20 protein-coding genes are annotated in these 22,020 nt (G+C 45.0%); 10 read left to right on the forward strand and 10 right to left on the reverse strand.

Translation table 11 applies throughout. The annotated features are described in order from the left end of the window. Positions 1–18: 18 nt before the first annotated feature. The 10 genes from murC to mraZ form a co-directional block, all read right to left on the reverse strand. Positions 19–1,374, reverse strand: a complete 1,356-nt coding sequence (gene murC / locus AC5ZC7_RS01395; protein ID WP_496159947.1) for a UDP-N-acetylmuramate--L-alanine ligase — start codon at positions 1,372–1,374, stop codon at positions 19–21. Positions 1,375–1,392: 18 nt separating this feature from the next. Beyond that, positions 1,393–2,484, reverse strand: a complete 1,092-nt coding sequence (murG, locus tag AC5ZC7_RS01400; RefSeq protein WP_496159946.1) for an undecaprenyldiphospho-muramoylpentapeptide beta-N-acetylglucosaminyltransferase — start codon at positions 2,482–2,484, stop codon at positions 1,393–1,395. A 40-nt stretch (positions 2,485–2,524) separates the two neighbouring features. Then, entirely contained in the window at positions 2,525–3,721 is a 1,197-nt protein-coding gene (locus tag AC5ZC7_RS01405; RefSeq protein WP_496159945.1) for an FtsW/RodA/SpoVE family cell cycle protein, read from the reverse strand. 91 nt (positions 3,722–3,812) lie between these two features. Continuing rightward, entirely contained in the window at positions 3,813–5,153 is a 1,341-nt protein-coding gene (gene murD / locus AC5ZC7_RS01410) for a UDP-N-acetylmuramoyl-L-alanine--D-glutamate ligase (RefSeq protein ID WP_477075213.1), read from the reverse strand. 30 nt (positions 5,154–5,183) lie between these two features. Continuing rightward, complete coding sequence (gene mraY, locus AC5ZC7_RS01415) at positions 5,184–6,443, reverse strand: phospho-N-acetylmuramoyl-pentapeptide-transferase (RefSeq protein WP_496159944.1); 1,260 nt, start codon at positions 6,441–6,443, stop codon at positions 5,184–5,186. A gap of 88 nt (positions 6,444–6,531) precedes the next feature. Next, positions 6,532–7,998 carry a UDP-N-acetylmuramoyl-L-alanyl-D-glutamate--2,6-diaminopimelate ligase gene (locus AC5ZC7_RS01420; RefSeq protein ID WP_496159943.1) on the reverse strand — a complete coding sequence of 489 codons (1,467 nt, stop codon included), beginning with the start codon at positions 7,996–7,998 and terminating at the stop codon, positions 6,532–6,534. Beyond that, positions 7,999–10,107, reverse strand: coding sequence for a penicillin-binding transpeptidase domain-containing protein (locus tag AC5ZC7_RS01425; protein ID WP_496159942.1), 2,109 nt, complete (start codon positions 10,105–10,107; stop codon positions 7,999–8,001). 281 nt (positions 10,108–10,388) lie between these two features. After that, a complete protein-coding gene (locus AC5ZC7_RS01430; RefSeq protein ID WP_496159941.1) occupies positions 10,389–10,769 on the reverse strand; it encodes an FtsL-like putative cell division protein in 381 nt (126 codons plus the stop codon). 99 nt (positions 10,770–10,868) lie between these two features. Further along, positions 10,869–11,780 carry a 16S rRNA (cytosine(1402)-N(4))-methyltransferase RsmH gene (gene rsmH / locus AC5ZC7_RS01435; RefSeq protein WP_496159940.1) on the reverse strand — a complete coding sequence of 304 codons (912 nt, stop codon included), beginning with the start codon at positions 11,778–11,780 and terminating at the stop codon, positions 10,869–10,871. A 12-nt stretch (positions 11,781–11,792) separates the two neighbouring features. Then, a complete protein-coding gene (gene mraZ / locus AC5ZC7_RS01440; RefSeq protein ID WP_291922766.1) occupies positions 11,793–12,260 on the reverse strand; it encodes a division/cell wall cluster transcriptional repressor MraZ in 468 nt (155 codons plus the stop codon). A gap of 499 nt (positions 12,261–12,759) precedes the next feature. Between mraZ and AC5ZC7_RS01445 the strand changes: the two genes are divergently transcribed. The 10 genes from AC5ZC7_RS01445 (at position 12,760) to AC5ZC7_RS01490 (ending at position 22,004) form a co-directional block, all read left to right on the forward strand. Next, the gene (locus tag AC5ZC7_RS01445) at positions 12,760–13,590 is read left to right on the forward strand and encodes an outer membrane protein assembly factor BamD (RefSeq protein WP_496159939.1); all 831 of its coding nucleotides are present in this window, start codon (positions 12,760–12,762) and stop codon (positions 13,588–13,590) included. After that, entirely contained in the window at positions 13,559–13,900 is a 342-nt protein-coding gene (locus tag AC5ZC7_RS01450; protein ID WP_079469388.1) for a DNA-directed RNA polymerase subunit omega, read from the forward strand. Before AC5ZC7_RS01445 ends, AC5ZC7_RS01450 begins: the two co-directional genes overlap by 32 nt. 102 nt (positions 13,901–14,002) lie before the next feature. Further along, positions 14,003–15,226, forward strand: a complete 1,224-nt coding sequence (coaBC, locus tag AC5ZC7_RS01455; RefSeq protein ID WP_496159938.1) for a bifunctional phosphopantothenoylcysteine decarboxylase/phosphopantothenate--cysteine ligase CoaBC — start codon at positions 14,003–14,005, stop codon at positions 15,224–15,226. Further along, positions 15,219–16,148 (forward strand): type IX secretion system protein PorD, encoded by a 930-nt coding sequence (gene porD / locus AC5ZC7_RS01460; protein WP_496159937.1) that lies wholly within the window; start codon positions 15,219–15,221, stop codon positions 16,146–16,148. Before coaBC ends, porD begins: the two co-directional genes overlap by 8 nt. 95 nt (positions 16,149–16,243) lie before the next feature. After that, positions 16,244–16,717, forward strand: coding sequence for a DUF4296 domain-containing protein (locus AC5ZC7_RS01465; RefSeq protein ID WP_496159936.1), 474 nt, complete (start codon positions 16,244–16,246; stop codon positions 16,715–16,717). A gap of 18 nt (positions 16,718–16,735) precedes the next feature. Beyond that, positions 16,736–17,428, forward strand: coding sequence for a 3-oxoacid CoA-transferase subunit A (locus AC5ZC7_RS01470; RefSeq protein WP_496159935.1), 693 nt, complete (start codon positions 16,736–16,738; stop codon positions 17,426–17,428). A gap of 33 nt (positions 17,429–17,461) precedes the next feature. Further along, positions 17,462–18,118, forward strand: a complete 657-nt coding sequence (locus AC5ZC7_RS01475) for a 3-oxoacid CoA-transferase subunit B (RefSeq protein ID WP_496159934.1) — start codon at positions 17,462–17,464, stop codon at positions 18,116–18,118. 171 nt (positions 18,119–18,289) lie between these two features. Next, the gene (locus AC5ZC7_RS01480; RefSeq protein WP_496159933.1) at positions 18,290–19,681 is read left to right on the forward strand and encodes a DUF5723 family protein; all 1,392 of its coding nucleotides are present in this window, start codon (positions 18,290–18,292) and stop codon (positions 19,679–19,681) included. A 142-nt stretch (positions 19,682–19,823) separates the two neighbouring features. Next, positions 19,824–20,660, forward strand: coding sequence for an aminotransferase class IV (locus tag AC5ZC7_RS01485; protein ID WP_496159932.1), 837 nt, complete (start codon positions 19,824–19,826; stop codon positions 20,658–20,660). Between the two features lie 33 nt (positions 20,661–20,693). Next, positions 20,694–22,004 (forward strand): FAD-binding domain-containing protein, encoded by a 1,311-nt coding sequence (locus tag AC5ZC7_RS01490; protein WP_496159931.1) that lies wholly within the window; start codon positions 20,694–20,696, stop codon positions 22,002–22,004. Positions 22,005–22,020 lie beyond the last annotated feature (16 nt).

The raw sequence follows: 22,020 nt of genomic DNA on the forward strand, positions 1-22,020 counted from the left end.
ATTTTCAGATTTATATTGTTACTGCTTTTTTAATAATTCGGCTATTGGTTCTCTAAACGTATCAATGTCGCCTGCACCTGCGGTGATCAGCAGTGGCAATTCTTTTCCGCTGAGATATTCCATTAATTTTTCTTTCGGCACGATGGTGACCGGTGCGGTCATCTTCTCTGCAATCATCTCACTGCTTACTCCTTCTATTGGCAACTCACGGGCCGGGTAGATAGGGAGGAGTATCACCTCGTCTGCCAGGGAAAGGCTTTCCGCAAAACCATCTGCCAAATCACGGGTACGGGTAAATAAATGTGGCTGGAAAACAACTGTACATTTTCTACCCGGGAACAATGCTTTTGCACTACTGATCAATGCGCGCAATTCTTCCGGATGGTGTGCATAATCATCTATATAAACAACCTTATCGGTTTTTATCACGTATTCAAACCTGCGTTTAATACCCTGGAAATTTGCCATGGCAGCTCTTATCTTATCGGCGTCTATTCCCAGCAGGTGTGCTACGGTGATAGCGGCTACTGCATTCTCCACGTTGTGCATACCACCGATGTGCAGCGAAATATTGTCGATCATCCAGTCCTGCTGCATGACGTCAAACACATATCCTCCGTTGTGCATGCGGATGTTAGCGGCATAAGCATTGGCAGCATCGTTTTGTAAACTATACAACAACTTGTTGGTAGCATTGAGTTCTTTATTCCGATGCAGGCCGAACTTAGCAATCAGCGTGCCATTGGGCTTAATATTGTGTGTATATTGAATAAAAGCTTCTTCCATGGCTTCCGGAGTGCCGTATATGTCGAGGTGATCTGCATCCATGGCAGTCAACACCGCTATGTCCGGACTTAATTTCAGGAAGGACCGGTCATACTCATCCGCTTCAATCACCGCTACCTGTTTATCGCTGCGCCAGAAATTTTTGTTATAGTTAACGCTGATGCCTCCCAGGAAAGCGTTACAGCCATAACCGCTGTCGGTTAACAGGTGGGCAATCATGGTAGACACCGTAGTTTTACCATGTGTACCGGCTACCGTAATGGCGAACATGGCACGGGTAATTTCCTGCAATACATCGCTGCGTTTTACTACTTCGTATCCATTATCGCGGTACCACTGCAATTCTGTATGGCCGGCTGGTATAGCGGGTGTATACACTACCAGGTTGGCTGCTTTATCAACTTCGTTTATATCGTCTTTGTAATGGATTTGCATACCTTCTGCTTCCAGTTTGCTGGTAAGCGCGGTGGCAGTACGGTCATAACCACTCACGTGCACCCCTTTTTCATTAAAAAAGCGTGCAATGGCGCTCATGCCAATACCACCGATACCGATGAAATAAACCCTTTGTATGCTATTCAAATCCATATATGCTGCTAAAAAACACTAAATAATTTCCAATACTTGTTTTGCAATGACCATATCTGCATTGGGATTGCCCAGTTTGCCGATATGATTTTCCAGCTGTTCCATCAGCGCCCTGTTTTGCAGGAGGCTGAACAACACACTGCTTAATTGTGATTTCACTTCCTCATCCTTAATGATTAAACCGGCTTGTTTGTTAACCAGGTTCATGGCGTTGGAAGTTTGATGATCTTCCGCGGCAAAAGGATAAGGCACAAATATCACGGGCTTTTTCACTACACATAATTCTGCGATCGCCAATGCACCGGCTCTTGATAATACCACATCTGCTGCTTTGTAGGCAAAGTCCATGACGTTGATGAAGTCGTATACCTTGATATGCGACTCATAAGGTGCTGCTGCTGCTTTCGCGGTTTCATAATACGGCTTTCCTGTTTGCCAGATAAGCTGTATGTCTTTATCCACGATGGTTTTCAGCAAAGGCTGCAATCCTTCGTTAATGGATTTAGCACCCAGGCTGCCGCCTACAGCAAAGATGGTTTGTTTGTCGGTGCGTAATCCGAAGTGATGCAGGGCATCTTCCCGGGTAACGGCCGATTGCGAAATATTGTTCCTGACAGGGTTGCCGGTCATCACCAGTTTATCTGCCGGGAAAAATTTTTCCATTCCATCATACGCCACACAAATCTTCTTCGCTTTCTTGCCTAATATTTTATTCGTTTTACCTGCAAAGGAATTTTGTTCCTGTATCAGGGTAGGAATACCATTTTTCTGTGCCCGGTTCAGCATTGGGAAGCTGGCATATCCGCCTACACCCACTACGGCATCGGGTTGAAAGTTTTGCAGGATCGCTTTAGCACGACGAAGACTTTTCCATATTTTGAAAGGCAGCAGTATATTTTTGAAGATATTGCTGCGATTAAAACCTGCTATTTCCAGTCCTTCTATCGGATATCCTGCCTGTGGCACTTTCTCCATTTCCATTTTACCAGTAGCGCCAACAAATAAGATGTTGATGTCTGGTTGCAATTTTTTCAACGCGTTTGCAATCGCTATTGCCGGGAAGATATGTCCCCCGGTACCGCCGCCTGCTATGATCACCTTGCGTTGCATATGTTTATACTAATTGCGATTGATGCTATATAAATACGTATTAAGCGACTGCAGCGTTTTCTGCATTTGCCATTACTCTTTCTAAACGTTCTTTTTCTGCCTGTTTTCCTTCCATTTCTTCCACATTCCGGGATACACTCAGGATGATACCAATGGCCATACTGGTAAATAAAACAGAAGATCCCCCCATACTCACCAGTGGCAGCGTAACCCCTGTAACCGGGAACAAGTGTACGTTTACGGCCATATTGGTTAATGCCTGAATCACTAATGTTACACTGAGGCCTACTGCCAGGAATGCGCCAAATGCATAAGGGCATCTTTTATAAATCCGGATACTTCTCAGCAATAAAATCATGTAGGCTGCCAGTATCAGGAATGCGCCAAACATGCCATATTCTTCAATAATAGTGGCATAGATATAATCGGAATAGGCATGCGGCAGGAAGTTACGTTGTGTACTATTGCCGGGACCTTTCCCTAAAATGCCACCACCAGCAATGGCGATGTTGGCTTGTTGTACCTGGTAAGGCATTTCCGTATGATCACCATGTATGAAATTGTCGATACGTTTTTCCCATGTTTTGGTACGCATTTCCATGCCGGTTACTTTCGCCACGAAGAATAACAGCATCACCAATACGGCTCCTGCGGCCACCATAGAAGCCAGGAATCTGAGTGGCACCCTGCCAATAAAGCAGAGTAACATACAGCTGGCGCCCAGTAGGAGTGCCGTACTCATATTGGCGGGCATAATCAGTGCGCAGATAATGCCTACCGGTATGATGATGGGAAGAAATCCCTTTTTAAAATCCGTAATCAGGTTTTGACGCCTGGATAATTGCCTGCTTACATACATGAAGATGGCCAGTTTAGCCACATCCGATGTTTGGAAGGTGAGGTTGATGATGGGTAAACTGATCCATCTGCTGGCATCATTCAGGTGCCGGCCAAAGGCCAGTGTATATATCAGCAACGGTATTGACACGAGGAAGCCTATCTGCGCCACGCGGGAGTAAATGGTATAATTTACGCGGTGGGCAAAGTAAATGATGACCAGTCCCATCACCAGTACCGTGAGTTGTTTCAGGAGATAATACTCCGTATGGCCGCCTCTTTCGCGGTAGGCGAGTGAACCGGTAGCGCTATATACGGCAAGCAGGCTTACTAACGATAGAAAGAATACTATCGTCCAGATAACCTTATCACCTTTGGTTCTATAGAGCAATCCAGTCATTTTTAGCTTTTAGTAGTTGGCAGTTAGCCATTAGCTTTCCTGCCGTTTGTTGTTAGTTTTTTGTTTTACCCATTTATTATATGATCACCTTTTACAGGGCTTTTACTTCATCTTTGAATTTCCGGCCTCTGTCTTCATAATTTTTGAAGAGATCGAAGCTGGCGCAGGCGGGAGATAATAAAACGATATCTCCTTTGGTAGCCTGTTTAAAAGCTTCCTGTACCGCATCGTGCATGCTGGTAGTGTTGATCATTACTGGTGTATCGTTAGACAGCGCTGCAAAGATGGGGGTATTATCTACGCCCAGGCAAACGATGGCTTTTACTTTTTCTTTCACCAGGTCGCGGATGGCATCATAGTCGTTGCCCTTATCCACACCGCCCATGATCAGGACAATAGGTTTATCGAAGCTTTCCAGTGCAAACCAAACAGAGTTTACATTGGTAGCTTTGCTATCATTAATAAAATCGACGCCTCTCACGCTCGTCACATATTCCATCCGGTGTTCGAGGCTTTCAAATGAGGTAAGGCTTTCCCGGATTTTTTCATTTCTAATATCCATGGTTCTGCCTGCAATAGCTGCTGCCATCGAATTATACAGATTATGTTTTCCCTTTAGTGACAGGTCATACATTGACATGATAACCGGATCTCCGTTGACATCGATGTGCAACTGGTCGTTGGCAATAAAGCCGCCTTCTTTCAGTGGTTTCATGATGGTAAAAGGTATTGATGCTGAATAAATGGGTTGCTGCGCTAAATGTCGCATGATCTCAGGATCGTCCATACAGTAGATGAAATAGTCTTCTGCTGTTTGATTCATGGCGATTCTGAATTTGGAGGCTACGTAATTTTCCATTTTATAGTCGTAGCGATCCAGGTGATCAGGCGTAATGTTCAGGAGGATGGCCACATTGGGTTTGAAGTCCTTAATGTCATCCAGCTGGAAGCTGCTGATTTCAATCACATAATACTCCGCCGGTGCGGTTGCCACCTGCCTTGCATAGCTGATACCAATATTTCCTACCATGGCCACATTCAGTCCTGCGTTTTTGAAAATGTGGTAGGTGAGGGCAGTAGTGGTGCTTTTGCCGTTGCTGCCGGTGATGGCAATAATCTTTTTACCTGTCGAGAAACGGTAGGCCAGCTCTATTTCGGAGATTACCGGTATGCCTTTTTCGCGTACCTTTTTCATCAATTCCGATTTTTCAGGGATGCCCGGGCTTTTAACGATTTCGTTGGCCTCGAGGATGATGTCCCAGGAATGATGTCCTTCTTCAAAAGAGATCTGGTTTACCGCCAGTTCCTGTTTATAGTTGTCTTTTATTGTTCCTCCGTCAGATACAAATACATCATACCCTTGCTGTTTTCCCAGCAAGGCCGCCCCAATTCCGCTTTCTCCGGCTCCTAATATGATGAGTTTATGTTCCATTTCGTTTAATCTTCGTTGTTAGTATAATTATTATCTCATTTTCAGTGTAGCAATGGCTACTACCACACACATAATGGTAATAATCCAGAAGCGAACTGATATTTTGCTTTCGTGATAACCTACTTTCTGGTAGTGGTGGTGCAGGGGCGACATTTTCAGAATACGTCTGCCTTCACCATATTTCTTCTTGGTATATTTAAAGTAAGATACCTGTAACATAACAGACAACAGTTCTACCAGGAATACGCCACAGAAGATAGGTATCAATAATTCCTTTCTTACAATGATAGCCAGGGAGGCGATAATACCCCCTAATGCCAAACTACCGGTGTCGCCCATAAATACTTGCGCCGGATAGGCATTGTACCAGAGGAATCCGATACAGGCGCCTACAAATGCGGCAATGAATATGGACAATTCTCCCAGGTCCGGGATATACATGATGTTCAGGTATTCCGCGAACTGGATGTTACCAGATACATAGGCAAAGATGCCAAGTCCTATGCCTATAATCCCTGAAACACCTGTTGCCAGACCATCCAGGCCATCTGTCAGATTAGCGCCGTTAGATACCGCGGTAATAATAAAGATGACGATCAGTATATAAAGAACAAATGTGTATTTCTCTGCTCCTGGGATCCATGAAATCAATTTGGAATAATTGAATTCATGATTCTTTACAAAAGGAATGGTGGTAATAGGCGTTTTTACGTCCACAAATCGGTGTCCATCGCGGGTTACACGTTCCGGGTGGTTGGTGATTTGTCTTTCATAAGGAGCCAGTTTCCGGGCGCCCATTACTTCGCGTGACACTACCACATCATTGTTGAAGTAAAGTGTACAACCAACGATGAGGCCCAAACCTACCTGCCCCATGATTTTAAACCGTCCGGCCAGTCCTTCTTTATTCTTTTTAAATACTTTGATATAGTCGTCCAGGAAACCGATGAGTCCCAGCCATACAGTAGATAATAATATCAGCCAGATGTAAACATTCGCCACCTGTGCAAACAGTAAGGTGGGTATTACGATGGCAGAGAGAATGATCAGCCCACCCATTGTAGGGGTACCTTTTTTTGAATTTTCTCCTTGCAAACCCAATTCACGAATGGTTTCACCGATTTGTTTTTTCTGCAGAAACCTAATAATCCTTTTACCAAACAACAATGAAATAACCAGCGACAGCAACAATGCCATCGTTACACGGAAAGTGATATACTGAAACATACCACCGCCGATGACGCTGATCTTAAATTCTGTTTTCAGGTAATTTAAAAAATAATATAACATATGTTTTAGTCGTAACCCGCCTACTGCTGCGCAGTGAGACAGGCTTTTAAGTCATTGGATTATTAAGTATTCAGTTTCAGTTTTAATTTTATTTTTCCATCAGCTTCATCATGTCCACCAGCACTTCTTTATCATCGAAGTGATGTTTCACTCCTTTGATTTCCTGGTATTTTTCATGTCCTTTACCGGCTACGAGAATAATATCTTCCCGATTGGCGAGGGAAAGGGCTGTTTTAATAGCTTCTTTCCGGTCGGTAATGGAAATCACTTTCTTTTTCAGATGAACGGGGATACCTGCTTCCATTTCATGGATAATGGCCACCGGATCTTCCGAGCGGGGATTATCCGAAGTCAGGATCACGCGGTCACTATTTTCTGCGGCTACTTCACCCATGATAGGGCGTTTAGTGGTATCTCTGTCGCCGCCGCAGCCTACAACGGTGATCACCTGGTCATTGCCTTTACGCAGATTTTTGATAGTAGCCAGTACATTTTTCAATGCATCCGGTGTATGTGCATAATCTACGATAGCGATAATTTGTTCCTTATCAGAAACGATATAATCGAACCGGCCTTCTGCGCCCTGAATGTCGCTGAGGGCCTGTAATACTTTTGCTTTATCGATGCCCAGTGATACTGCTGCGCCGTACACGGCCAGCAGGTTGTAGGCATTGAATTCACCGATCAGGCGGAAATGCACTTCGGTATCGCCTACCAGCATTACCAGTCCGGTGAGATTATTTTCCAGGATCTTTCCTTTGAAATCGGCCAGGGTACGCAGGCTATACGTTGCTTTTTTCGCTTTGGTATTTTGCAACATGACCATTCCTCTTTTATCATCGAGGTTGGTGATGGCGAAAGCGTCTGCGGGCAGGTTGTCAAAGAATGATTTTTTCACCCGGATGTATTCATCAAACGTTTTGTGGTAGTCCAGGTGGTCGTGGGTGATATTACTGAAGATGCCTCCCGCGAATTTTAGTCCTGCAATACGTTGCTGATGGATGGCGTGAGAGCTTACTTCCATGAATACATAGAGGCAGCCATCGTTCACCATTTGTGCCAGCAGGGCGTTGAGGTTAATCGGATCCGGTGTGGTATGTGTAGCCGGTATAACGGTATCGCCTATCTGATTTTGTACTGTAGATAATAGTCCACAGTGATATCCCAGTTTGGTAAACAAGCGGAACAGCAGGGTAGCGATGGTGGTTTTACCGTTAGTACCTGTAACGCCTACCAGTTGTACTTTATGAGACGGGTTATCATAGAAGTTGCCCGCCATGATACCGCTGGCAGTAGCGCTGTTGTTTACCAGTACATAACATACATTTTCCGCGCGTTGGTCAGGTAATGATTCACAGATCACTGCTACTGCACCTTGTGCAATTGCTTTGTCGATGTAGGCGTGTCCGTCTACATGTACTCCTTTTACCGCAATGAAAGCATCGCCCGCTCCGATAGCCCGGGAGTCGATGGCCAGGGCGTTGATGGTAATATCTGTATTGCCATGCACCGCCTGGATGCTTACATTATGCAATATGTCGCGCAGCGTCTTCATCTAGCTCAGTTCTATTACGATTGTTTGTTCGTTTCCTATTTTTGTTCCGCCGGGGAGTGATTGTGTTTTCACTTTTCCGGCGCCTTTTACCACTACTCTTAGTCCTGCATTTTCGAGGAGGTAGAGTGCATCTTTCAATCCCATTCCGGTAACGTCTGGTACGGCACCTTTTACTTGAGGTACTTGTTGGAAGGCAATTTTGCGATCCGTTACCTTAGCGCTTACCCAGCTGTTGTTGGCGGGGGCGCTGTTTACCGGCAGTTGCAGGGTACCGAGGATTTGTTTCCATTCGCTTCCTTTTCCATTTTTCAGGGTCAGGAGGGTATCCAGCTGCAGTGTTGCCTGCATGGGTTTTTGTTTTTCCACTGCGATGGCATATAATTTATCTGCCACTTCTCTAAACACGGGACCCGCAACGCCTGCGCCGTAAAAGCGCAATGCATGCGGTTTATTTTTTATCACTACCACGCAGGTATACTGCGGATCTTTTGCCGGGAAATAGCCGGCAAAGGAAGATTGGTAGATTTTGTCTGCATAGCCCCGGTTGCCATTTGCCACGAGTGCCGTGCCTGTTTTAGCGGCGAAAGCGTAATAGGGGGTCCGCAATTTTTTTGCGGTACCATCTATTGGTACGCCTTCGAGCATGGCCTGTACTTGTTTCAGCGTGTTTTGAGAACAGATGCTATCCAGCAGTACAGTGGGCTCAAATTGTTTAACTACCTGGCCATATTCCTGTATGGAGTTGACGAGGTAGGGTTTCATCATTTTACCGTTGTTAGCTACAGCGTTGTACAGCATACAGGTTTGCAACGGGCTGATAAGCACTTCATATCCGAATGCCATCCATGGCAGGGATGTGTTGCTCCAGGTTTTGGACGCAGTGGTTTTAATTACTGGTCTTCCTTCGCCTATCAGGTCTATACCGGTACTTTGATCGAGTCGCAATTTTTTCAAATGGGCGACAAAGTTATTCGGTTGCCGGTTATAAAACTGGTAGGCCAGTTTTGCCATTCCCACGTTTGAACTGAGTTCAAAGGCGTGTTTGATGGTTACATTTTGCGGGCCCGGGTGAGGTTCAGAATCGAAAACGGTTCTGCGTCCTACCTGCCAGCGGCCACCGTCCATGTTCACCATGGAGTTCATGGTAGCGTATTTATCTTCCAGCACAGCGATTACAGTAGCCAGTTTAAAGGTGGAACCTGGTTCTGCTACCTGCAGTGCATAGTTCATATCTTCCCAGTAGCCGTTGCCATCGGGTTGTTTACCGAGGTTGGCGATAGCTTTTATTTTACCTGTTTTTACCTCCATGAGGATACAGGTACCGTGGTCAGCTTCGTTTTGCACCATCATATTCATGAGGGCTGTTTCCACAATATCCTGCATGTTTACATCGATGGTGGTGACTACATCGCGGCCGTTTTCTGGTTCAATATCATAACCATCCACGGGAACGTAGGTGCCTCCGGCAATGCGGCGCATCAGTCTTTTACCGGTAACGCCTTTCAGGTAATCGTTGTAGGTTCTTTCGAGGCCTACGCTCTGAGAATTTTCGCGGGCCAGTCCGATGGTTCTGTTGGCGAGTAATTTAAAGGGGTTGATACGCTTACTTTTGGATTCAGCGATCATGCCGCCTTTATTTTTGCCGAGGCGAAACATCGGGAAGCTGCGTAGTTCCTGGTATTGGTTAAAGGGGACGTCTCTTTTCAGTAAGAAGTAGCGATCCTTTGATTTATATCCTTCCCGCAGTAATTGTTTGTAGGCGATTTTGGTGCGGTCACCAAATACTTCAGACAATTTGTAGGAGAGGGAGTCCAGGTTTTCTTCGAATACTTTCCCGTTTTTGTCGCGGAGCCCATCGGCGGCGAAATCGATGCGGATGTCGAAGTAAGGAATGGAGGTAGATAGCATTCTGCCTTCTTCTGAGTAGATAGTACCTCTTTCCGCATCGAGGGCTACGTAGCCGGTGTGCAGGCTGTCGGCCATGCTACGCCAGTAGTTTCCCTGTACTTGCTGGATATAGAATACTTTTACCAGGATAGCCACGCCGAACAGCGCCATGCCGATCAGGCACAGATACACTCTCCACAATATATCCTTTTTTACATCCATCGCTTTAGCTGTTAGCGTTTAGCTATTAGCTTTTAGTTTGTTTTACTTTAGCTGTTAGTTATTAGCCAACAGCGTTTAATTTATATCGCTTTAAGTATTAGTTTCTACATCAATGCCCTCAACCATAGATGGCTAAGGGCTAAGAGCTAATAGCTAAAAGCTAAGAAGATACCTGACACTGGCTGCATTTGTATTTGAGATGCTTGCCATTGATTTGATTTACCAGCATCCCCGACCTGATTTCTGGGTCAGGCGGGCAGCGTCAGGCATCAATATTAAAATCATTTTTCTGCTTCCTTTTTCAGCACAATTTTTTGTGGAGGGGAGCTGAGTTGTTTAAGTCCCAGCGGCTCAACAGATTTGCTGACTTCACTCATTTTGCTTCGAAACATGAGCTCACTTTTCACATTGATGTATTCCCACTTCAGCTCTTTTATTTCTTTCCCAAGTTTATTGATACGTCTGATTTTTTTTTCGGCGAGGTGACTGTTAGCGATATAGATCAGGGCCAGGACGGCTAAGAAGCCGATAAAGGGCATGTTTTGTACCAACGCTCTGTAGTTGATGCGCAACCGCCATTCTTTTCGTTGTTCCGGGGGAATGTTGTTGATGTCATCCGCCGGGATTTCCTGGTTTGTTTCTATAGTTTCTTCCTGCAACACGCTCTATGCCTTTTAAAAAAATTGACAATATAAACCTGAACGCAAATCAAACAGATGTGTATAGGATAGGGTAGGATTTGGTGAGCGGTTTAAGCCGCGTCACGCTAGTTTTTCGGCCACCCGCAGTTTTGCACTTCTGGATCTCCCATTAAGCTTTAGTTCTGCATCGCTGGCGGTAACCGGTTTTTTTGTGATTAATCTGAACAATTTAGGGGGTGTTTCTTTCGCAAACGGATCTTCGGGTGCTTCTTCGAACCTTCCTGTCTTCATAAAATTTTTCACCATCCTGTCTTCCAGCGAGTGGAAAGTAATGACGGCGAGTTTGCCTCCCGGTTTAAGTACGTTGGTAGCTTGCTCCAGTAAATCTTTCAGTGCGCCCAGTTCATCATTTACAGCGATACGCAATGCCTGGAAAACCTGTGCCAGGTATTTTTGCGGATTGCCTTTTACGATGGGCTGAATCACGGATTTAAATTCCGTGATAGTGCGCATGGGGTGTGTTTTACGTTGCTTTACAATTGTTTGTGCGAGGGTTTTGGCATTAGTGACTTCCCCATATTCCTGGAAAATCAGTTGTAACCTTGCTTCTCCCCAAGTAGCCAGCAATTGAGCGGCCGTAAATTCGGTTCTCGTGTCCATTCGCATGTCCAGGTCGCCATCAAAGCGAATACTGAATCCTCTTTCAGCGGTGTCAAACTGGTGCGATGATACGCCCAGATCTGCCAGCAGTCCGTCTACCTGTTCTGCTTTGTGTAATTTTAAAAAGCGTTGCAGATGACGGAAGTTTTGTTGTACAAAAGTTACGCGTTCGTCTATGATCCTGTTACGGTAAGCATCTTCATCCTGATCAAATACTATCAGCCTTCCTTTTTCACCCAGTTTCTCCAGTATGGCGCGTGAATGTCCTCCGCCTCCAAACGTCGCGTCTACATAAATCCCTTCCGGGTTAATTTGTAGCAGTTCCGTTGTTTCCTGTAGCAGAACGGGTAAATGATATTGTTGTTCGCCCATATGCTCCCCTCTTTAAATTGAAATGTTGTTATCTCCTCCTCCCATTACCTGTTGTGCCAGATCACTGAACGCTCCTGGTGAGAAATTTTCAAAGAACTCCTGGTATTTAGCTTTATCCCAGATCTCGATTTTATTGGATGCTGCTGCCAGCACAATATCTTTTTCCAGATTGGCGTAAGACAACAGGTTTTTTGGTACCAGCAGTCTTCCTGCACTGTCTAACTCCAGAATGGTGGCCCCGTTTAAAAAGTACCGCCTGAATTCCCTTACTTTTGGGTCAAAGTCATTCAACTTGCTGATACGTTCAAAAATTGGCTGCCATTCATTCATGGGATACAGGGACAAGCATTTTTCAAACCCTCGGTTAATCACAAACTGTCCTCCGGCCCCGTCTGATAACTGCTTTTTAAAACCAGCAGGTAACAGAAAGCGTCCTTTTGCGTCCAGCGTCGATTCATATTCACCGAGAAATCCTGTCATACCATGGGGCAAAGTCCTTGAAAATCCATTTTCTAACACAAAATAACACTTTTTCCCACTTTTTAACGAAAAAATACTTTATAAATTTTTTCCACAGATGGGATTGCCTGCATAGGCCGCCATCTGCTACCGTTTATGCACGGATTGTGTGCATTCTTGAAATTTACATGTGGATAATGTGTTTATAATGCATGTTCTGATGTTTATATCATGTGAGTTGCCTATGGGGCGGGTTATTCCGGAAAGAGGTGTCGGGTGGGAAAATGGGTCGTTTTTGGATTTATGCGTGTGCTTTTTTTTTAATCTGACTGTTTTTTGCCCCCATTTTTGTGTTAGAAAGCCAATTTTCCACAGCCGGGTGGTAAAAATGTCAGCAACTCCAATGGCCGTGGAAAACCTCGCATTCAGCGATTTAATTCTCTCTTTTGCAAAATTTTAACAGCAATCAACATCTCTCTGCCTTACATTTACATTTAATTCTTAATTTTGCCACTCTTTTATGCGGAAATTTTTATTGTACATCACTGTTCTTGCGGCAATCGTATCTACCTCCTGTAACAACCAGTTGCGTAGAATAGAGAAAAGCAACAACTTTGAAAAGAAACTGGACTACGCCAACCAGTTATTTAAAAAGAAAAAATACAATACAGCGATCACTCTGTATACTGACCTGGTACAAGTGTATAAGGGTACAGACAAGTTTGAACCGATGTATTATAATTTCGCATACTGCTCTTACTATGTTAAAGACTATGTACAGGCGGCATTCCAGTTTAAGAATTACCTGGATTTGTTCCCTAACAGCCCGAGAGCAGTGGAGATTGACTATATGCAGGCATACTGCTACTATAAACAATCCCCGAAAGTATCCCTGGATCAGTCTAACACCATGAAGGCCATTGCTGCCATGCAAACCTTCATCAACAACTATCCAACCGCGGATAAAGTGTCGGAAGCCAACCTGGTGATAGAGTTGTGCCGCCGTAAGCTGGAAAAGAAAGAGTTTAACAGCGCCGAACTGTATTATAACCTGGGCTATTTCAAAGCGGCCGGTATCGCCTTCAAAAACCTGATGCGCAATTACCCCGACTCTGACAAAAGCGATGGATACAAAGTAATGGCCATCAGATCGTATTATAATTATGCCAGAAATAGTATTCCGGAGAAACAAAAGGAGCGCTACGCCACCGTTTTAGACGAATACCTGGATTTCGCGGATCACTACCCGAACAGTAAATTGAAGGTTGATGCCGAAAAATTTTATACCTTAGCGCAAAACAACATTAAAACACTGGATAATGAGCAAATTAAAGCGAAGTCTAACCAGTAGCCTTAATCCCTGGGTAGAAACCAAAAATACTACCGATATTAAGAACAGAACTGGTAATTTATATGAGTCTATTGCCGTGATAGCCAAACGCGCCAATCAGATCAATATTTCCGTGAAAGAGGAGCTCCATTCCAAACTGGAAGAGTTTGCCAGTCATACTGACAACCTCGAAGAAGTGCACGAGAACAAGGAGCAGATTGAGATTTCCCGTTTTTATGAAAGACTGGCAAATCCAGCGATCCAGGCTACACAGGAATTCCTGGATAGCAAAATTTATTTCCGCAAGAACGATGACGATTTGTTTAGCTAATCCGCCACACATTATTTTGTGAGGTGCGCGATTGCGAAAAATAAAAATATTAATTTCATGGCGGCAGAATGATTTCTGCCGCTTTTGTTTTTATATATCTCCATGGACGCTATCAAAATGCTACAAGGAAAGAAAATCCTGCTGGGGGTATCCGGCAGCATTGCCGCCTATAAATCGGCTACCCTGATCCGCCTGCTGGTAAAAGAAGGCGCAGAAGTAAAGGTAATCATGACCCCCGCCGCAGCCGATTTCATTACCCCCCTCACCCTCGCCACCCTCTCCAAAAACGAGGTGCCGATGAACATCGCCGACCATAGCAGCTGGAATAACCATGTTATGCTGGGCCGCTGGGCAGATATCATGGTGATTGCCCCCGCTTCCGCCAATACCATCGCTAAAATGGCACAGGGCCTTTGTGATAACCTGCTCCTTGCCGTATACCTGTCAGCTACCTGCCCGGTGGTATTTGCCCCCGCCATGGATGAAGACATGTGGCATCACCCGGCTACCCGCCACAATGTGGAAAAACTGATCGCCTACGGGCATCAGCAAATCCCCATTGGTTCCGGAGAATTGGCCAGTGGCCTTTTCGGTGAAGGCCGTATGGCAGAACCGGAGCAAATAGTGGCCTGGCTGCAAACACATCTGCCGAAGGCAAACTCAAAAAACAAACCACTGACGGGTAAAACGGCCATTGTTACCGCCGGACCTACCATCGAACATATAGACCCGGTAAGGTATATCAGCAACCATTCCAGCGGGAAAATGGGGATCGCCATTGCTGAAGCACTGGCAGATGCCGGCGCTAATGTACAACTAGTACTGGGTCCCACTTCCCAGCAAACTAGCCATACCGGGGTAACCATCAGCCGCATACAAACAGCACAGGAAATGTTTGATAAGGTAACTGCCCTGTACCCGACTGCCAATATTGTGGTGGCTGCCGCCGCAGTAGCGGATTACCGCCCGGCTAATGTGGCCGATAAAAAAATTAAGAAAGGAGAAGCACAGCTACACATAGATCTCGAGAAAACACCCGATATACTCCGTTCATTAGGTGATAACAAAGGACCACAGCAACTGCTGATCGGTTTTTCACTGGAAACCAACAATGAAAAGGAATATGCCCTCAAAAAGCTGCGGGAGAAGCACCTGGACATGATTGTAATGAATTCGCTCGCGGATGCAGGCGCCGGGTTTAACTATGATACCAACAAAGTAACGCTGTTTGACAAATCTGGAAATGAACGTAGTTTCCCGCTGAAATCAAAACAAGCCGTGGCACAGGATATTGTTTCCGCTATAATTGAACTGCAACATGCATAACCGTTTCCCGTTTTACCTGCTCCTGGCAGGCGCATTTGTATTATTCTGCTGCCGTCCCGTTCAGGCCCAGGAAATCAGGGCCAATGTATCTGTGGTGGCTGCCCAGGTACAGGGAGTGGATAAAAAGATATTTACCACCCTGCAGAATGCTATCCGCGAATTTCTCAACAACCGGCACTGGGCCAATGATGCCTTTACCCCCGCAGAACGGATAGAATGTAATTTTTTGCTGAATGTAACCGGTACTTCCGGCTCGGATACTTACAAGGCATCGCTGACCATACAGGCTACACGGCCGGTATATAACAGCAGCTACGTCACCAGTTTGCTGAATATCCAGGATAATAATGTGCTTTTCCGGTATGCAGAATTTCAACAGCTGGAATACAGTGATACCCGTATTGTAGGCAACGATCCGCTGGCTTCCAATCTCACTGCTATCCTGGCTTATTATGTAAATATCATCCTGGGACTGGATTATGATTCCTTTTCCCCACGTGGCGGCGACCTGTATTTCAAGAAAGCGTTGAACATTGTGAACAATGCACCGGATGGAAAAGATATTTCCGGCTGGAAAGCCTTCGAAGGAAACCGCAACCGCTACTGGTTGCAGGATAACCTCCTGAATGCAAAGTTCCTGCAGTTCCATGATGTGATGTATCAATATCACCGGGAAGGACTGGATGTGATGTATGATGATGTAAATAAAGGACGTGGCGTAGTGCTGAATTGCCTGAACATGCTCTATTCCATTCACCAGGATATTCCCAACTCCATGCTGATGCAGGTATTCTTCAGCGCCAAAGGAGGAGAATTACAGAAAATATTTTCCAAAGCAATGCCACAGGAAAGAAGCCGTGCTGCGGAACTGCTGTCACAGATGGACGTACCGAATGCACAGAAGTATCAACAGATGAAGTAACAGCTATTAGCTTTTAGCTATTAGCCATTAGGAAAATCCTTCGCGCTGAACTAAAAGCTGACTGCTAAAAGCGATAAGCTATAATGAATAATATAATGACGAAATACACCGCCCTGACTTTGATCGTATTGTTTTTGTTCGCCTGCGGTGATGGTGACAAGGTGCCGGGTAAATATATCTCTAAAGAAAAAATGAGTGATATCCTGGAAGATATGTCTATTGCTGATTCCTATAGCAATGAGTTCCAGGGTACTTATTCCCCCAATTATGATTCCATCAGGCAGGACAAAGTCAAGATTTATTACAAGCAAATCCTGGACATCCATAAAGTAAGTGTGAAGGAATTTATGGAGAGTTACAAATACTATGAGAGTCATCCCAACCGGTTAAAAGAAGTGTTGCAGATGGCTCAGGCCAACATTGCTGCCAAAAAACAGCGTTTGGGTAACCCTATAGAGGAAAATGCGCCGGTGCGCTTTCGCCTGAGAAGCATTTTCCCTTATGCCGACAGCGTGCTATTACTGCCAAGGTTCGATACGATCCGGCCTTTTGTTAAGCGGCAGTCTTAATCTATAAAACACCAAAACATGAACAAAGTAATCGCTAATGCCGACGAAGCCTTACAAGATATCCGGGATGGAGCGGTACTGATGCTGGGGGGATTTGGATTATGTGGTATTCCGGAAAACTGTATTGCTGCCCTGGTAAAAAAAGGGGTGAAAGACCTGACCTGTATTTCTAATAATGCAGGTGTAGATGATTTCGGCCTGGGATTGTTGCTGAAAACGCGGCAGATCAGGAAAATGATGTCCTCGTACGTAGGAGAAAATGCAGAATTTGAAAGACAGTTGTTAGCCGGAGAGCTGGAAGTAGACCTGATTCCACAAGGCACCCTGGCTACCCGTATCCAGATGGCAGGCATGGGTATTCCTGCTTTCTTCACACCTGCCGGCTATGGTACTGAAGTGGCGGAAGGAAAAGAAGTCCGTGAATTTAATGGTAAGCCTCACCTGATGGAATTGGCGCTGCACGCGGATTTCGCCATTGTAAAAGCCTGGAAAGGTGATACCATGGGTAACCTCGTTTTTCGCAAAACTACCCGGAATTTTAGCTCTTCTATGGCCAGAGCGGGGAATATTACCATTGCAGAAGTAGAGCACCTGGTGCAACCGGGAGAACTGGATCCCGACGGGATTCATGTGCCGGGCATTTATGTGCACCGCATTTTCCAAGGTAGTAATTATGAAAAACGGATCGAACGCCGCACGGTGAAGATCTAAGGATTACATTTTCCACGCTTCAAATTTTATAGCATGTCGCTCGATAAATATGGCATAGCCAAAAGAATAGCACAGGAGCTGCAGGATGGTATGTATGTAAACCTGGGTATTGGTATTCCTACCCTGGTTTCCAATTATATCCCTGCGGGTATTTCTATTATGTTGCAGTCTGAAAACGGGATATTGGGTATGGGGCCCTATCCTGCTGCAGAAGATATTGACGCTGATTTAATCAATGCGGGTAAAGAAACGGTGACATTATTGCCTGGTGGAAGTTTCTTTGATTCTTCTGAAAGCTTCGGTATGATTCGCGCCGGTAAGGTAGACCTGACGGTATTAGGTGCCATGGAAGTATCTGATAAAGGGGATATTGCCAACTGGAAAATTCCTGGTAAAATGGTCAAAGGGATGGGAGGCGCCATGGATTTGGTGGCATCTGCACGCAATATTATTGTGGCGATGATGCATACCAATCCTAAAGGGGAAAGCAAATTACTGCCCCAGTGCACTTTGCCGCTGACTGGTGTTAATTGTGTGAAAAAGATTGTTACAGAGTTGGCAGTGCTGGATGTAACGCCCGATGGCTTTAAGTTGCTGGAGCGTGCACCCGGTGTGAGTGTAGAAGAAATCCGTGCTAAAACAGCCGGTAGAATAATTATTGAAGGAGATATTCCGGAGATGAAAATCTGACAAGATAACGAACGTATACACGTTACGTGCCCCCGCTCTTCAAAAGCGGGGGCATTTTTATTTTTATTAATAGTCGGGTTTATACTATATAATAAATTTTAATGTTTATATTTTTGCATACTTAATGCCTTAGCATTATTAGCATTTTATTCCTAACCTATAATAGTCACTATGAAAAGGATTTTTACATTCCTCTTATTGTCATGCGGTGCCACCACTTATGCCCAGGATTTTGCGGGCTTTCGTACCAGTAGTTATGCAGGTGTAAACAGTGTATTTTCCAACCCGGCCAACATTGCAGATAGCCGTTATCGTTGGGACGTTAACTTGTTTGCCGTAAATGCCGGTGTATCCAACAACCAGTTGAAGTATAAAATGGGCGATATCGGATCGGCTTTCAACGGCGATTCTATCAAGAACCAGTTATTCGGCCAGAGCAAGGGGTTAACCAAGGCGCTGGTGAATGTGGGGGTAGTAGCTCCTTCTGCTATGTTTAACGTAGGTAAGTTTGCTTTTGCGGTTACTTCCCGGGTGCGTGTAGTCGCCAACGTTACCGACCTGGATGGCAGGTTTACAGATAAAATTGTAAACGACCTGTCGTCTAATGCTAACCTGCCATACAACATTGCCTCCAACAGCAACATGCGGGTAAGCGTGAATGCCTGGGCAGAATATGGGGTGTCTGTTGCCCGCGAAGTGCTGACCATGGGACCTCACTATCTGAAAGCAGGAGTGAGCCTGAAATACCTTTCCGGTGCAGGTAACGGTACCATAAATATAGATCACCTGCATGGTACGCTCAATGTAGATGAAGGCAAACAGGATGCTTACCTGACCAATGCTTCCGGAAAAGTGGGGATGAACTTCGCTGGTTTCAATATCTCTGATTTTGAGGCGGCGGATGCGCTTAAATTTACAGGACATGGCGTTGGTGCAGAATTGGGAGCGGTATACGAATACCGTCCGGAGAGTGAAAGCCACGGAAAAGGCGCCAACAAATACAAGTTCCGCCTCGGTTTGTCACTGATGGACATTGGCAAAATTAAGTACGAGCGTGATGTAACCCGTAGTGGTACCTTCACGATTGGTATTCCTGCCGGACAGCAGTTTTCCATGAAAAACCTGGATGGTATTAAATTAGATAACTACAAAGCAGAATTAAGCAAATATCCCCAGTATTTTACACCAGCTACAGATAACAGTAATGCTTCTTACTTCGTAAGTTTACCTACTACTTTACAGCTGAATGGCGACTACCACATTCATCATGCGTTTTATGTAAATATGGATGTACAGTTGTCGCTGGCCAGCGGTAAAAACAAGCCTTATAATGCGCAGTATTTCAGCGGTTTCAGCATTACGCCCCGTTATGATGGCCGGATCTTCGGTTTCTTCCTGCCGGTCAGTTACAACGAATTGTCTAAGCTGAACGCTGGTGCCAGCTTCCGTGTAGGACCCTTATTTGTTGGTTCCGGTAGCGTATTAACCGCATTACTGGGTTCTTCTCACCAGCTAGATGGCTTTGTGGGTGTACGTTTCGGCGGCTTACAAAAACGTAAATAAATATTCAGTGGGATTTCCGGATGGTTTTAAAATCAGATATTTTGTTTAACAATACATACCCCTTTGAAACAAAATCCGGAAATCCCAAACTTCTCAAATCCCCAAATAATTGGTACCTTTCACCTTGCTAAAAACGTTCGAGGTGCAAGTTGGATTTCTTTGTTACAACGGTAAATACATTCCTGCGGCTGACCCGATTTTTACTGCCGATAATCGCTCCTTTCGATACGGGGATGGATTTTTTGAGACCCTGAAAGTATACCAGGGACATGTACTGATGGCAGATCTACATTTCGAAAGAATGCTGGCCAGCTTACATTTACTGCACTTCGATATCCCCCCACACTTTACCAAAGCATTTTTTACAAAGCAGATTATTGACCTCTGTAATAAGAATAACGTGTCACACCTGGCCCGGGTACGGTTAGCTATTTTCCGTTCTGATGGTGGACTATATGACCCGGTGAATAATTTACCCAACTATATTATTCAATGCTGGGAACTCAGTAAAACAGTGCTGGAGTTAAACGAAAATGGTTTGGTGATTGATATTTTTCCGGATGTGAAAAAGAGCTGTGATAAGTTATCTTCCATCAAATCCAATAATTGCTTACCTTATGTGATGGCCGCAATGTATGCCAAACAACATCGGCTGAATGAAGCAATTCTGATGAATCAATACGGACGTGTGGCAGACAGCACCATCGCTAATTTGTTTATTGTACGGGATAAAAAAATATATACTCCACCCCTTACGGAAGGAGGTGTTTGCGGGGTGATGCGGAAATATTTGCTGAAGGCAGAATTGCCGTTTAAAGTAGAAGAAAGACCGCTTGATATTGATGACCTCGAGAATGCAGATGAAATCTTTTTAACGAACGCCATATATGGCATTCGCTGGGTGGGCCTTTTCCGCGACAGCAGTTACGGGAACGCTACCGCCGCAATTTTGCATGAGCTTTTAGCGGTTAGCTTTTAGCCGGGTGATGGCTGCAGAAAAATAATCGTTAGCATGGAACAGCATGTAAGTCTTTGCTGGTTTCGCCGGGATCTCCGGCTGGAAGACCAGGCCGCTTTTTATTACGCATTGCGTGCAGGAATACCGGTAGTGCCGGTATTTATTTTTGATACCAACATCCTGGATGATCTGGAAGAAAAACAGGACCACCGGCTGATGTTCATCCATGCTGCACTCGAAGAAATGCAGCAGCAATTGAAAACACATAGCAGCACTATGGATGTGTTTTATGGGACGCCTGAAGCTGCATTTTCACATTGGATGTCCAGGTATAAGGTGGCGGCAGTATATGCTAATCATGATTATGAGCCTTACGCCATTAGCCGGGATGCAGCTATCAGTAAGCAGCTTGGCGCAAAAGGTATTCCCTTTCATACATATAAAGACCAGGTAATACTGGAAAAAAAGGAAGTATTGAAAGATAACGGCGAACCATATACGATTTTTACGCCTTATAGCAGAAGATGGTACGATACCCTGACGGATTTTCATCTTACACCTTATCCCTGCAAAAAGTATATTAAGCAGTTGTATCAGCAGTCGCCGTTAAACATTCCTTCGTTGCACACGATGGGTTTTAAAACCGGCCCGGCACAATTTCCTTCAAAAGAATTGCCGGAAGTATTGATTCAACACTACGATACCACCCGCGATTTCCCGGCAGTAGCAGGCACTTCCCGGTTGGGCGTTCATTTGCGTTTTGGCACCATCAGCATTCGTGCGCTGATGCAACATGCTATGCCATTGAATGCCACTTTTGCCAAAGAATTGATATGGCGGGAATTTTACCAGATGATTCTCTGGCATTTTCCACATGTAGTCGGACATGCTTTTAAGCGGGAATATGATAAAATTGCATGGCGTAATAACCATACAGAGTTTGAACGCTGGTGTAAAGGCACAACCGGTTATCCGATTGTAGATGCAGGCATGCGGGAGTTGAATGCAACAGGTTACATGCATAATCGCGTACGCATGATTACTGCCAGTTTTCTCACTAAACATTTGTTGATAGACTGGCGCTGGGGAGAAGCCTATTTTGCTGCTAAGTTATTGGATTACGACCTGGCCGCCAATAACGGTGGCTGGCAATGGGCGGCTGGTTCAGGCTGCGATGCGGCGCCTTATTTCCGGGTGTTCAATCCTACTTTGCAAACACAAAAGTTTGATAAGGACCTGCAATATATCCGTAAATGGGTGCCGGAATTTGAAACATTTGATTATGTGAAACCCATTGTATCGCATGAGGTAGCGCGGAAACGTGCATTGGAAGTATATGGGCACGCATTAAAGAAAAACGGTTAAAAACGAGGCTCGTTTG

The organism is Chitinophaga sp. 9-1-y (assembly GCF_059511905.2).